Here is a 13,104-nt window from a genome sequence, read left to right as displayed (position 1 = left end):
TTTGCGGATTATTTGCATAAAAATGCACTTGTATGCATAATGATGTTGTTTTTACCACCATAATCTGGGTGACTTATGCGTAGTTCGGCAAAACAAGAAGAACTGGTTAAAGCGTTTAAATCGCTGCTTAAAGAAGAAAAATTCAGCTCGCAAGGCGAAATCGTTCAGGCGCTGCAGGAAGAAGGTTTCGAGAACATCAACCAATCGAAAGTTTCCCGCATGCTGACAAAGTTTGGCGCCGTTCGCACGCGTAACGCCAAAATGGAAATGGTCTACTGTTTGCCTGCCGAACTCGGCGTGCCGACGACCTCCAGCCCGCTGAAAAACCTGGTGCTGGACATCGATTATAACGATGCAGTGGTAGTGATCCACACCAGCCCCGGCGCGGCGCAGCTGATCGCACGCCTGCTGGATTCCTTAGGCAAAGCCGAAGGTATTCTGGGTAGTATCGCGGGTGATGACACTATCTTTACCACCCCTGCCCGCGGTTTTTCCGTTAAAGATCTCTACGACGCGATTCTGGTCCTGTTCGAACAGGAACTCTAAGCGCTTCCCCTCTGGTTCCTGCCAGAGGGTTCTTCCCCGCAAAATGCTATCCCCAAACCTTCAAATAAAGCAGCATTTTTTTAACATTTAGTGTGGTTTTCCACCTCTATACATTCCTTTACCGAATGATAACGGCTAAAGCGCACAAAAGATCAAAGCGCAATATCTATTTGATTTAAATATAAATAATCATGACATTCACCCCATGAATGACATTTCTAATTCTTATACGTTATAAAAACGACATTTCTTGGAAATTATTTACACTGAAAACAATTAGCATGGTATTAATATTTTTGGTGATTAGTGTATACTTGATTTTGTGATGAGGGTCACGAAACAAAGCCCCCTAATAATAAAATTCGACGAGGTGAACATCATGAAAATCAAAACCACTGTAGCCGCACTCAGCATGCTATCCGTACTGTCCTTTGGCGCTTTCGCCGCTGATTCAATCAACAGCACTCAAGCGGAAAGCCGCCAGTCACTGGGCACCGTATCTATCGGCGCGGTAGGTTCTTCCCCGATGGATATGCATGAAATGCTGAACAAAAAAGCACAAGAAGAAGGTGCTTCTTCTTATCGCATTATCGAAGCTCGCACCGGCGACCATTGGCACGCCACTGCTGAACTTTATAAATAAGCTTTAACGATTGTCGGTCATTAACTGAAACAGTATCTCTTCAGCGGCCTGGGTTCATATGAAATCTCCCGCCGCTGCACATAAGGTTGGAGTCAAGATTATGAAAAGCGCAATTATCATCGCATCCCTGGGTCTGGCATCTGTTCTCTCGTTCGGCGCAAGCGCAGCCGTACAGCAAGTGAACGCCGATCAAGCACAAAACCTGCAACCAATGGGCACTATCTCTGTATCGCAAGTAGGTAGCGCGCCAATGGATATGCGCCAGGAACTGGCGGCTAAAGCCGAGAAAGAAGGCGCCAGCAGCTACCGTATTATTGAAGCTCGTACCGGCGACAGCTGGCACGCGACTGCTGAGTTGTACAAATAAACCCTCGTCGTCTTATCCGACGACTTGCCCCCGCCTGCCGGGGGCTTTTTTATGCCCAACGGGCATTGAAACGTAGTTGTCCTTCCAGCTCCTCTTCCGCTTCATCGAACAGCAAAATTAACGCGCCAAAGCGACGACGCTGTTTTTCATCCAGATGGACAAATTCAATCTCCAGCGGGAACGGTAAGCGCCCTCCCGTCACCGCGCTCCACAGCGCGTCAAGGTTATCCACCTGCTTATCCGGTAGCGCGAAGGCGCGGGAAAACTCACGATAGAAATCCTGTTGCTCAGCTATTTCATCAAAATCAAAGGTATAAACAGTCATTGCCCGCCGCCCCTTCCGCTCTGTCCCTCTACACCAAATAAGTATAGCGATAAAAAAACCGACGCCGGGGCGTCGGTTCGCAGGTTAGCTATTGGTGAGCACGTGTTGATATTTTTTCAGCATATCCACCAGCCGTCGCACCGGCTCAGTAACCTGGGGCGACGCCTGCCAGTGAAGGAGTTTTTCCTGATAAACATCAAGCTCTTCCAGCAGACGGGTAAAGTAACGGCGGCGCTTATCGTCGCTGCCGGCGGAGATAACATGATCGGCGGTTCGCCGCAGCTGGCGGTGGAAGGCCGACAGATCCTCGTTTACCGGTACCGGGGCATCGCGTAGGCGCTGGTGCGCGATAATCAGCGTCAGCGCCAGCCGGAAGCGGGCGATATCGCCGGGAAACTTGTTCAGCAGTAAAAACAGCTGTTGATACAGTGCCGGCAAATGGTTCTCTTTACGCCGGGCGCTATTCGTGGTGAGCGAAGAGACCGCCGCCGAGACGAACTGGTTCAATAACACCCGTCCGGTGCGGGCCTGCGAGTTATCACGCACTAACAGAATTACCATCAGCGCGAGGAAACAGCCGACAATCTGCCCCAGGGCGCTATCGAGGAACTGGCTAAACTGGAACTGCATCGGGTTATCCAGCACCAGAATATTGATGGTGCTCGCTAAAGCCCCCAGCGATCCCAACCGCCGCTTTTGTACCTCAATGCCGATAAAGAACGCCATCGCGGCAAGGCTGATACACAATAGCAGCATACTCTGCTGCGTCGCAGGCATGACGACAAGGAAGAACAGCGCGCCGAGCGGTAAAGCGGCAAGGGTGCCATAGAGGAAGTCTAAGGCCACCATTCGCGGGTTAGGCAGGCGCATCGCCAGCGCGGTCACCACGGCAATCATAACCATCGCCCCGCTACCGGATGTCCAGCCGGTCCATAGCCAGAACAGGGTGCCGAGAATACAGGAAATGGAGGTTCGCCAGAAGTTAACCATCGCGTGGTGACGTTCGGCGGACTCAACCTTCACCACCGTCTCGCCGCGTAGAACTTCATCTTCAATACGGCTGATTTTGGTGTTGCCAACCACGCCGCGCTTGAGCAGCAGGTAACGCGTCGCCGCGCCGACCCAGCTATAAATAGTGACCGGCGTATTGTGTTCACCTTTCCAGGTCAGGAAGCGGCGCATACGCTTAAGCTGTTGATGCACATCCTGTACCGTTTCCACTGGCTCAGCGAACAGCTCGCGGTAGTCGTCAGTCACCATCTCCGGGCGTGAGTTCTGGATCAGATAGGTTTCGCAGGCCTGAGTAATCAGCGTCAGCGATAGCGTGTTGATCGCCTTTAGCCGCTGGTTTACCTTCGACCAGCGCGAAGATTCCATGATCAGATTGCCGCGCATTCCTTCCAGTGCGGCAGTACGGCGCACCAGCGCTCCCCAGGCTTTGTCCACCACCTCGCTATCGCCATGGGCGACACAAAGCTGCATCAGGCGATACTGATCCAATAGCAGGTTATCCAGTTCGAGGTCGATCTCTTTTTTGATGGAGCGCGGGGAAAATAGCAGGTCAGCGACGATGGCGCTGACGATCCCGATGACGATTTCGCTACAGCGCTCGACGGCAAACTGCGGCGCCAGCATCGGGTCAGTATGAATGGTGATGATGATAATCAGCGCCGTATAACCCGCCAGCCCCCAGGCGTAGGAGTTTTCCACCTTCACCAGCGAGGAGATCCAGGTGCAGAAACCGGCCCAGAGACAGCAGACCAGCATCATCAATAGCGGCGCGCGGATCATGAGGATAATGATCGCCAGCGCGGCAATACAGCCGATAAACGTCCCGGCAATACGCAACATTCCACGGTAACGAATCGCCCCGGAATAGGGTTCACCGCCGGCGGCAAATGCCGGGCCGGCGGTCACGATAGCTGCGGTCAGTACGGCCCAACGCGGCGTCTCAAGCTGAAAATGAAAGCCGACAAACAGCGCCAGCACCACCGCGCATGCAAGCTTAATGGCAAAGCGGAGATGCCGGGGAGCAATGGTATAGGTCCCCATGGCGATTAACCAAACTCACGCAAGCGCATGGCGACTTTCTGGAAGAAGTTGGCCTGGCTGGCGTCGCGATCTTCTTTACCGGTAATGACAACGGTCGCGGTGGTGCCCGACGGCCAGAGGTTGCCCTGCTGCTGGTCAAGACGGATACGTACCGGCACGCGCTGCGCCAGACGTACCCACTCAAGGTTGGAGTCAACGGAAGCCATGCCTTTCGCATCGCTGCTGCTGCTGGCGTTAGTCACGCCCGCGGCAACGCTGTCAACGGTACCTTTTATCACCTTACTACTGCCGAGCGGAGTGATTTCGGCACGATAGCCCGGACGCACGCCTTCCAGTTTGGTCTCTTCCAGATAGGCCATCACGTAGAAGGTATTTTGTTTAACCAAAGCGACCGCGGTCGAACCGCGGGTAATGAATTCGCCGGCGTAGACGTTCAGGTTGGTCACCCAGCCATCGGCTGGCGCACGAATCACCGTACGTTCAAGATCCAGTTTGGCTAAATCGCGGCTGGCCACCGCTTTCGCCAGCTGATGCTCAACGGTTTGCAGCACGTTGTTGGCCTGGTCAATCTCTTCGCGCGACATGGCCTGCACGCCGAGCCTGTTACGGCGCCCGGCTTCAACGCGTTTTTCCTGAGCCAGCGTCTGGTAATAGGAGACGTCGGCTTCCGCCTCCGCCAGCGCTTTTTGGTAACGAGGTTGGTCAATAACGAACAATACCTGGTCTTTCTTAACCAGTTGGTTATCCTTGACATTCACCTGCGAAATAAGCCCCGACACGTCCGGCGCGATGGCGACAATATCGGCGCTAAAGCGCGCATCGCGCGTCCACGGCGACGCGGTGTAGTACACCCATGCGCGAAAAATAGCGATAAACGCCAGAATAACCAGTATCACAGTGATGGCAGTACGCAGGATATTTCTTGTTAGTGTTTTCACATCGACCTCAAACGAACAAGCGCGATATCAGATAAAACAGACAGCAATACAGCGCAGTATTAAACAGTGCAGGGTGCCAGACAAAATCATAAATACCGGTCGGAACCAGCAAACGGTGCACCAGCCAGAAGATGGCTAGCGACAATAGCAGCTCAAAGAAGATCGGCGGAAACGATAGGCCGAAAATCACTATGACAGGAAACAGACTCATGATGACCTTGATAAGAAGCGTACAGGTGGTAGCGTGATGCGTTTATTATGTAGCTAACTATATATTAACGTAACAATTGCAGCCTTATCTATAATATGTGATCTAAATCACTTTTAAGCCAGAGTGAATAATGGAACGACTAAAACGTATGTCGGTGTTCGCCAAAGTGGTTGAGCTGGGCTCTTTCACCGCCGCCGCACGCCAGCTCCAGATGAGCGTTTCATCTATCAGCCAGACCGTTGCTAAACTGGAAGACGAGCTACAGGTAAAGCTGCTCAACCGCAGCACCCGCAGCCTGGGCTTAACAGAAGCGGGTAAAATTTATTACCAGGGCTGCCGAAGAATGCTCTTTGAAGCGCAGGACGTCCATGAACAGCTGTATGCCTTCAACAATACCCCTATCGGCACGCTGCGCATCGGTAGCTCTTCAACTATGGCACAGAATGTGCTGGCGCGCATAACCGCCGAAATGCTCAAAGAATATCCGGGTTTATCGATTAATCTGGTGACCGGCATCCCCGCCCCGGACCTGATTGCCGACGGCCTCGACGTGGTGATACGCGTCGGCGCGTTGCAGGATTCCAGCCTCTTCTCGCGGCGGCTGGGCTCGATGCCAATGGTGCTCTGCGCGGCGAAAAGCTATCTCCAGCACGCGGGATGCCCGGAAAAACCGGCGGATCTTGCCAGCCATTCGTGGCTGGAATATAGCGTACGGCCAGATAATGAGTTCGAAATTATCGCCCCGGAGGGGATCTCAACACGCCTGATCCCACAAGGACGCTTTGTCACCAACGACCCGATGACGCTGATCCGCTGGCTGACTGCCGGCGTTGGCGTGGCCTACGTTCCGCTGATGTGGGCGATCGACGAGATCAATCGCGGCGAACTGGAGATCCTGCTGCCGAGCTATCAATCGGATCCGCGACCGGTCTATGCGCTGTATACCGAAAAAGACAAACTGCCGCTGAAGGTGCAGGTGTGTATTAACTATCTGACGGATTATTTCGTCGAAGTGGCGAAGATTTATCAGGGAATGCACGGGCGCGGGATGACCCGTTAATTGACTTCCCGGCAGCGGCTTCGCGCCGCCGGGACCAGCCGTTATCAGGCGGTGCCGCCAACGGTAAGGTTGTCGACTTTCAGCGTCGGCTGGCCGACGCCGACCGGTACGCTCTGCCCTTCTTTACCGCACACGCCAACGCCGCTATCCAGCTTCAGGTCGTTACCGACCATAGAAATCTGCTGCATCGCTTCGATACCGGAACCGATTAGCGTCGCGCCTTTGACTGCTTTAGTCACTTTGCCTTTTTCAATCAGATAGGCTTCCGAGGTCGAGAAGACAAATTTACCGGAGGTAATATCCACCTGGCCGCCGCCGAAGTTCGGCGCATAGATACCGTAATCGACCGATTCGATAATCTCCTGCGGCGTCGACTTACCGGCCAGCATATAGGTGTTGGTCATCCGCGGCATCGGCAGATGCGCATAGGATTCACGGCGACCATTACCGGTCGGCGCAACGCCCATTAAACGCGCGTTGAGCTTATCCTGCATATAACCTTTCAGGACGCCGTTTTCGATAAGCACGTTGTATTGACCCGGCGTACCTTCGTCATCAATCGCGACCGAACCACGGCGATCGGCCATGGTGCCGTCATCCACGACGGTGCACAGTTCAGAGGCGACTAATTCGCCCATGTGACCGCTGAAGACCGAGGTGCCGCGACGGTTAAAGTCACCTTCCAGGCCGTGGCCGACGGCTTCATGCAGCAGCACGCCAGGCCAGCCCGCGCCAAGCACCACCGGCAGCATTCCGGCTGGCGCGGCAACCGCGGACAGATTGACTAATGCCATACGTACCGCTTCACGCGCCCAGACATCCGCCCGTACGTCGCCATCCAGCGGCGCGAGGAAATAATCATAGCCAAACCGTCCGCCGCCGCCGCTGGCGCCGCGCTCGCGTTTGCCGTCTTCTTCCACCAGCACGCTCACGGAGAGACGAACCAGCGGACGAACATCAGCGGCCAGCGTTCCGTCCGTTGCCGCCACCAGGATAAGCTCGTAGACGCCGCTCAGGCTGGCGGAAACTTCCTGCACGCGCTTATCGGCAGCACGCGCCACCTTATCAACGCGGCGCAGGATATCCAGTTTCTCTTCGCGGCTCATGCTCTGCAGCGGATCGACGCTGGTATAGAGAGAGCTGTATTCCACCGCGCCGAGCGTCTGCACTTTGCCGTCGCCATGGTCGCGGACGATAGTACGCGCCGCCTGGGCACTCTGCTCAAGCGCCAGTTTGCTGATTTGGTCCGCATAGGCAAAACCGGTTTTTTCGCCGCTTACCGCCCGGACGCCTACGCCCTGGTCAATATTGTACGACCCATCTTTGATGATGCTGTCTTCCAGAACCCAGGATTCGTGATAGCTCGAATGAAAATAAAGATCGCCGTAATCGAGACGGCGCTCAGCCAGTTGGCCAAGAATGGCAAACAGGTCCTGATGGTTCAGGCCATTTGCCGACAGTAATTGTTCACTTACCAGGTTCAAACTCATCGTTACGCTACTCGTTTGTTGCCGCCTGACACAGGGAAATGCCATGCGGCGAAAAAGATGACGGGGAGAAAATACTCTCTATTGAGAGTGCGATAATTCCCCGTACTCGTCAAATCATTGCTTTTTGTTGCTGCGCGCCTGGCGCAGCACTTCATTGATTTCCGGCTGATCGATTGGACCCGTAATGCGATAGCGCAGAATCGATACTTTGTTCCACAGCGGCCCAAGCACCTTGCTGGCGGCAAACACCGCCGCGCCGACAATCGGGTTGACGGCGAATGCCGCCGCTACGCCCACGGTTGCCGAAATTTCCGGCGCCACCACCGCTTGTAAATCTAAACGACGGCGCACCAGATCGACCGAACCTTTCATCGCGATGTCGGCTTCAAGCCCATCCACCAGCGTATCATCCGTATTCAGCACGCCGTCTTTAATCCACGCCGTACTGCGAATTGAATCGAACCAGAACCCTTCCTGGAAGGTGTCGCTGAAATCGAAGCGTAGCTTACGCAGCAGCGCATCAACGCTCAATAGCCTTAACAGCTGACCGGCATGACCAGTGCTCAGGTCAGTAAACTCGCCTTTGCCGAGGCGGCTTTTGAGGATCCCGTTCAGCGAAGCGACATCAGGCTGCCATGGCGGCGCGCGCCAGTGCAGATCGTAATCGACATCAAACGACGACCCTTTCACCGGCGTCGAAACACCGAAGAAGTTCACGAAGTCGTCCGTTTTATTACCGTGCAGCTTGCCTTTCAGCGAGGTACGCACGCCGCCGGGCGCATTCACCCAGACGCCATCGGTAGTGAGGCGGCCAAAGCCGGTATCCACCAGGCCATTGCTGAGGGTGAGCGTATCGCCCTTGATATTGAAGTCACCGTCGATTCGCCCATACTTTTGCCCCCACAGCCAGCACTCTTTACAGCGCAGCTGTAAATCAGGCCAGCCGCGGAAATCCAGACGCGTATCAGCCAGCGGGCCGCTCTCTTTTTTCACCGTGCCGTTGTTATCGCTGGAAGGGTTGTAATAGAGATAGCGAATGGCCGCCAGCCAGGGCGCGTTCTTATGCATCGTCAACGTGGCGTTGATTTCACGCCCCTGCGCCTCCACCTTCGAGCCGCTACCGTCAGGCTGGGAAACCAGACTGACGTTATTCCAGTTCTGTCCGGCGAAGGCCAGCGACGGTGTACGAAGCGTCACGCGCTCCGGGAAGGCCATATTACTGCTCACTTCGTTGACGGCCCCCCGCTGGAACAACGCCAGCCATTGCGCGCCATCCATCGCCGGCATGTTCAGCTCGACGCCTGATGCTTCAGGCAGCGAAGGAATCGCTTTGCTGTCGGAGGTCAAAATCGCCCGGTCGAGCGTCAGCTTATTATTCAGCAGCCAGCGACTATTGACGTGGTTCTTGCTGCCGATATTGCCGGTCAGATCGAAGCTGTTTAAGCCGCCGGTCACGTTGATTTTCACCGGCAACGGTTCGCCCGCCGATTTATTCACCGGCGCAGGTAAGTGACTACTCACATTTCTCAGATCGCCGTTGATATCGACTTTGTAGCTCGCGCTACCGCGATACGGTAACTCAATGGCCACTTTGCCATCCCAGGGGACGCTGCCGCTGAGTTCATCGTTGACCGCTTTCGGCAGCAGGCCGGTACGCGTCGGCTGCCAATTAGCGTTCATGCCGACGTCAACGAGGAAGGCTTTCGCCCCTTCCGTGGTGGTGAAATTGAGGTTCAGCGGTTGATTAAACCAGGTCGCGCTTAGCGGCCCGCTTTTTAAATCTCCATTCTCAAAGCTGAACTGACCATTGAGATTCTTCAGCGTCGCGTCAATCGGCTTGATAAACAGATCGTTATTTTTCAGCCGCACATCGCCTTTGGCGGTGGTCATCTCGCCATCGAGCGGGATAGCAAGATGTAAGCGAGCGCTCACATTACCATCAAGCTGTAGTTCATCCAGCGCCGAGCCGAGCGTGTCCTTCAGCGGGGTCTGTTTGAAATAAGGGCCAACCTCTTTGCCTGGACCGTTAACATCGGCATCGATAAACAGTTTTTCATGGGAATAGTCAGGGATCACCGCGTCAAGGTTGCTGGCGGTGACGTTGCCCAGCATCGCTTTATCCGCCTTCATCCACAGGCCGTTATTGACGAAGTTAAGGTTGATATCTAATCCGGTCAGCGCCGGCCAGTCCGGCTGGAAGGCGAAGGTCGCGTTCTTCAGCGGTACCGAGACCTGGAATTGGCCTTCGTTATGCTCATAAGGGAACAGATGCGGGTTGCCGCCGTAAACCAGGGTAGCGTTGCTGGCCTGTCCGCCCTTAATTGCGCCGCTAAGGTAATCCACCAGCGCTTTGCCCATCAGGTTTTCCGGGAAATAACGCCACGCCTGGCCGCCGTCGTTAGTGCTGATGCCCGCCAGGATGCCTAACCACGGCTCATCGCCTTCCGGCTGCAGATAGCGGAAGCCGCCGCGCGCGCGAACGCCGGTTGCCTGCACGTCGATATCGCGGCCATCCAGCATAAAGCCCTTGCTGTTCTTCTCCCAGCTCAGGGTCGCATCGCCCTGGGCTATCTCCAGCGGCGCGCGAAAGACCGTTTCATAAGGCATTTTCGCCTGGGTCATATGCGCGCGCAGTTCGCCGTTTTCCACGCTGCCGCTCAGGCTGCCGGAAAAGTGCTCGGCCCCCGGCAACAGTTTCCACTGCTTCCACGCCAGATCGCTCCAGTCAGCCTGGAAACGGGTCTTCTCCGTTGCCTGCAGCGGGATATCTAACGCCAACAGGTTAATTTTTCCGCTCGGCTGGGTGGTTCGCCAGACTTCGCCGAAGCTCGGCGCCAGCTTATCGGCCATCGGTTGCAGACCGGTCAGGCCGCCAAGATCGAGATTGCTGGCGCGGATGCGCAGTTCATCGCTGCGCTGATTGTTATTACCACCCACTTCCTGCGCCGGGATCCACGCCATCGCCAGCGCGCCGCGCGGCCAGGCCTTGCCGTCTATCGAGATCCGCGTGTCGGGGATATGAAATGCCCAGCTTTGATTTTCGCGTGTGATATGCGCCGTCAGGTTATCCACCGACAGCTTATGCAGATGTTTATCACCCTGCCAGCTGGCACCGCCTTTTTTCAGCCATACATCACCGCTGGCGACATCGCCTTTATCGATAGTCATCCAGCCTTCGAGACTAAAGCGCGCGCTCTGCAGGGCTATGTTGTCCTGCATCCAGCGTCCGAGCCAGGGTTTAACGTCGATGTCATCGGCCTGTAACCAGAGGCGCCCCTTGTTGAGCAGGCCGTTCTCGTCACGTAAATCCATCCGCACCTGCATGACGCCGTGCTGGCCGGTGAGACTCGAAAGGCTCAGTTGCCCCTCGGCGCGGTGGCGGTTTTTACCGTTAAGCCAGGTCAGCTGTGGGATCGCCAGTTCAGCACGCTGACCGGAAATCGTCAGGAAGCTTAAATGGCTATCACGGAGAATAAAGTGGTCAAACTGACGCAGGAACAGATCGCTGATGCGATCGGTCTTCAGACTTGCGCCGTCGTCGTTAGTCTGGATGGGCGTATTGGTGTGAATTTGCAGCTGCCAAAAGGTCAGGTCGCGGAACTGCCAGCGCATATGTAGCAGGCTTTGCCAGACGTCGAGCGCAAGGGTAACCCGTTTGATCGTCATTTCGCCACCGTCTTTCAAGGTGGCTTTAATATCGCGAACGTCCAGCGTCGGGCCGAAGTTTTCCCAGTTGGCGTTGATCTGCGAGGCATCAACCGCGACCCCGGATACCGCGGTAATTTTCTCCAGCAGTTGGGGACGCCAGTTATTTAGCTGCGGCAATGCCAGACGCAGGCCACTCACCAGCAGCGCAACAATCACCACCACGGTTGCCACGGTGAGCAGTAATATCCCGGGCCATCGCCTCAACGCATCTCTCCTTGTCAGCCTGTTACGCTTTATCCTTCAGCCCGCCTGTTTACCCGCCCCCGACGCCATCGGGAGCGACAGGCTGAATGATTACATCATTACCACATCGAACTGCTCTTGATTATAGAGCGGCTCAATTTGTACTTTGACCTGCTTGCCGACAAAGATTTCAACTTCCGCCAGCGCGTGGGACTCTTCCCCTTTCAGAGCTTCCGCGACGGCAGGTGAAGCATAGACCAGGAAGCGGTCTGAGTCATACGCATGATGCACGCGGACTATTTCGCGCATGATCTCATAACAGACCGTTTCGACCGACTTTACCGTACCGCGCCCATGACAGGTAGGACACTCGTTACACAGCACATGTTCCACGCTTTCACGGGTGCGTTTACGGGTCATCTCGACCAGCCCCAGCTGCGAGAAGCCGTTAATGCTGGTTTTCACCCGGTCTTTACTCAGCGCCTGCTCCAGGGAATGCAGTACCCGACGACGATGATCTTCATTATTCATATCGATAAAATCAATGATGATAATGCCGCCCAGATTACGCAGACGCAGCTGGCGCGCGATGGCCTGCGTGGCTTCAATATTGGTATTGAAGATAGTGTCGTCGAGATTGCGGTGGCCAACGAACGCCCCGGTGTTGATATCGATGGTGGTCATCGCTTCGGTCTGATCGATGATCAGATAGCCGCCTGACTTCAGCTCGACTTTACGCTCCAGCGCGCGCTGGATTTCGTTCTCAACGTCAAAGAGATCGAAAATCGGCTGGCGGCCGCTGTAATGTTCCAGCTTGCTGGTCATTTCCGGGATGTATTCCGCGGTGAACTCCAGCAGCGCCTCGTAGGTCAGGCGCGAATCCACGCGAATGCGGTCAAGCTGAGCGTCGGCGAAATCGCGCAGCACGCGCTGGGCCAGCGCCAGCTCGCCGTACATCTGATAGCGGGTCTGGTTACGCTTTTTGCGTTCCATCACTTTGGTCCAGACGCGCTTAAGGTAGGCCGCATCCGCCGCCATCTCTTGCTCATGCACGCCTTCCGCCGCGGTGCGAATAATAAACCCGCCCTGCTCGTCGCAATATTCGGTGACCACGCTTTTCAGACGTTCGCGCTCGGCCTCGCTTTCAATTCTCTGCGATACGCCGACGTGCGAAGCGCCCGGCATAAACACTAAATAGCGGGAAGGTATGGTGATGTCGGTGGTTAGACGCGCGCCTTTGGTACCCAGCGGGTCTTTCACCACCTGCACCATCAGGTCCTGGCCCTGACGCACCAGTTCGGAAATATCGCGAACGGTAAACTGCTTTTGCTCTTCACCCGCCACGCACTCGGTGTGCGGCATGATATCGGAAGCATGCAGGAAGGCGGCCTTATCCAGGCCAATATCTACAAAAGCCGCCTGCATTCCAGGCAACACACGACTGACACGACCTTTGTAGATATTGCCTACGATTCCGCGCCGCGCTTCTCTCTCAATATGAATTTCCTGCAGGATCCCGCCATCGATATACGCGACGCGCGTCTCGGATGGCGTTACGTTAACTAATAATTCAGCCGTCAT

At 55.3% G+C, this 13,104-nt stretch carries 11 protein-coding genes; 4 read left to right on the top strand and 7 right to left on the bottom strand.

The window, feature by feature from the left end; genetic code table 11:
• Positions 1 to 75: 75 nt before the first annotated feature.
• The 3 genes from argR to yhcN-B all read left to right on the top strand — a co-directional run bounded on the left by argR (position 76) and on the right by yhcN-B (position 1,556).
• The gene (gene argR / locus PGR10_RS10055) at positions 76 to 546 is read left to right on the top strand and encodes a transcriptional regulator ArgR (protein ID WP_015369474.1); all 471 of its coding nucleotides are present in this window, start codon (positions 76 to 78) and stop codon (positions 544 to 546) included.
• Positions 547 to 925: 379 nt separating this feature from the next.
• Positions 926 to 1,189, top strand: a complete 264-nt coding sequence (gene yhcN / locus PGR10_RS10050) for a peroxide/acid stress response protein YhcN (protein WP_015369473.1) — start codon at positions 926 to 928, stop codon at positions 1,187 to 1,189.
• A gap of 100 nt (positions 1,190 to 1,289) precedes the next feature.
• A complete protein-coding gene (yhcN-B, locus tag PGR10_RS10045; protein WP_015369472.1) occupies positions 1,290 to 1,556 on the top strand; it encodes a DUF1471 family stress response protein YhcN-B in 267 nt (88 codons plus the stop codon).
• Between the two features lie 49 nt (positions 1,557 to 1,605).
• On the opposite strand, the gene PGR10_RS10040 is transcribed toward yhcN-B, so the two are convergent.
• The 4 genes from PGR10_RS10040 to aaeX all read right to left on the bottom strand — a co-directional run bounded on the left by PGR10_RS10040 (position 1,606) and on the right by aaeX (position 5,082).
• Positions 1,606 to 1,881 (bottom strand): barstar family protein, encoded by a 276-nt coding sequence (locus tag PGR10_RS10040; RefSeq protein WP_113375042.1) that lies wholly within the window; start codon positions 1,879 to 1,881, stop codon positions 1,606 to 1,608.
• 84 nt (positions 1,882 to 1,965) lie between these two features.
• Positions 1,966 to 3,933: a p-hydroxybenzoic acid efflux pump subunit AaeB gene (gene aaeB / locus PGR10_RS10035; RefSeq protein WP_015369470.1), complete on the bottom strand. Its 1,968-nt coding sequence runs from the start codon at positions 3,931 to 3,933 to the stop codon at positions 1,966 to 1,968.
• A 5-nt stretch (positions 3,934 to 3,938) separates the two neighbouring features.
• On the bottom strand, positions 3,939 to 4,871 hold the full coding sequence (gene aaeA / locus PGR10_RS10030; protein WP_213317947.1) for a p-hydroxybenzoic acid efflux pump subunit AaeA: 933 nt from the start codon (positions 4,869 to 4,871) through the stop codon (positions 3,939 to 3,941).
• 7 nt (positions 4,872 to 4,878) lie between these two features.
• Positions 4,879 to 5,082, bottom strand: a complete 204-nt coding sequence (gene aaeX, locus PGR10_RS10025; RefSeq protein WP_002918640.1) for a p-hydroxybenzoic acid efflux pump operon protein AaeX — start codon at positions 5,080 to 5,082, stop codon at positions 4,879 to 4,881.
• Between the two features lie 130 nt (positions 5,083 to 5,212).
• Here aaeX and aaeR point away from each other — a divergent pair, with 130 nt between their 5' ends.
• Positions 5,213 to 6,142 (top strand): HTH-type transcriptional activator AaeR, encoded by a 930-nt coding sequence (aaeR, locus tag PGR10_RS10020; RefSeq protein ID WP_015703623.1) that lies wholly within the window; start codon positions 5,213 to 5,215, stop codon positions 6,140 to 6,142.
• A 44-nt stretch (positions 6,143 to 6,186) separates the two neighbouring features.
• Here aaeR and tldD read toward each other — a convergent pair whose 3' ends face one another.
• The 3 genes from tldD to rng all read right to left on the bottom strand — a co-directional run bounded on the left by tldD (position 6,187) and on the right by rng (position 13,104).
• On the bottom strand, positions 6,187 to 7,632 hold the full coding sequence (gene tldD, locus PGR10_RS10015; RefSeq protein WP_430923427.1) for a metalloprotease TldD: 1,446 nt from the start codon (positions 7,630 to 7,632) through the stop codon (positions 6,187 to 6,189).
• Positions 7,633 to 7,746: 114 nt separating this feature from the next.
• Entirely contained in the window at positions 7,747 to 11,544 is a 3,798-nt protein-coding gene (yhdP, locus tag PGR10_RS10010) for an AsmA2 domain-containing protein YhdP (protein WP_087859172.1), read from the bottom strand.
• 90 nt (positions 11,545 to 11,634) lie between these two features.
• Positions 11,635 to 13,104, bottom strand: coding sequence for a ribonuclease G (rng, locus tag PGR10_RS10005; protein ID WP_015369465.1), 1,470 nt, complete (start codon positions 13,102 to 13,104; stop codon positions 11,635 to 11,637).

It is taken from the genome of Klebsiella sp. 141198 (assembly GCF_050600785.1).
GTDB classification, from domain to species: domain Bacteria; phylum Pseudomonadota; class Gammaproteobacteria; order Enterobacterales; family Enterobacteriaceae; genus Klebsiella; species Klebsiella aerogenes.
Note: the sequence above shows the minus strand (reverse complement) of the source record. Positions and strands in the feature narration are given on the sequence as shown.

Bases quoted from the DNA above. Each gene is read 5' to 3' on its own strand.
- yhcN-B (WP_015369472.1), top strand. From the start codon at position 1,290: ATGAAAAGCGCAATTATCATCGCATCCCTGGGTCTGGCATCTGTTCTC.
- aaeB (WP_015369470.1), bottom strand. From the start codon at position 3,933: ATGGGGACCTATACCATTGCTCCCCGGCATCTCCGCTTTGCCATTAAG.
- aaeR (WP_015703623.1), top strand. From the start codon at position 5,213: ATGGAACGACTAAAACGTATGTCGGTGTTCGCCAAAGTGGTTGAGCTG.
- yhcN (WP_015369473.1), top strand. From the start codon at position 926: ATGAAAATCAAAACCACTGTAGCCGCACTCAGCATGCTATCCGTACTG.
- rng (WP_015369465.1), bottom strand. From the start codon at position 13,104: ATGACGGCTGAATTATTAGTTAACGTAACGCCATCCGAGACGCGCGTC.
- PGR10_RS10040 (WP_113375042.1), bottom strand. From the start codon at position 1,881: ATGACTGTTTATACCTTTGATTTTGATGAAATAGCTGAGCAACAGGAT.
- aaeX (WP_002918640.1), bottom strand. From the start codon at position 5,082: ATGAGTCTGTTTCCTGTCATAGTGATTTTCGGCCTATCGTTTCCGCCG.
- tldD (WP_430923427.1), bottom strand. From the start codon at position 7,632: ATGAGTTTGAACCTGGTAAGTGAACAATTACTGTCGGCAAATGGCCTG.
- argR (WP_015369474.1), top strand. From the start codon at position 76: ATGCGTAGTTCGGCAAAACAAGAAGAACTGGTTAAAGCGTTTAAATCG.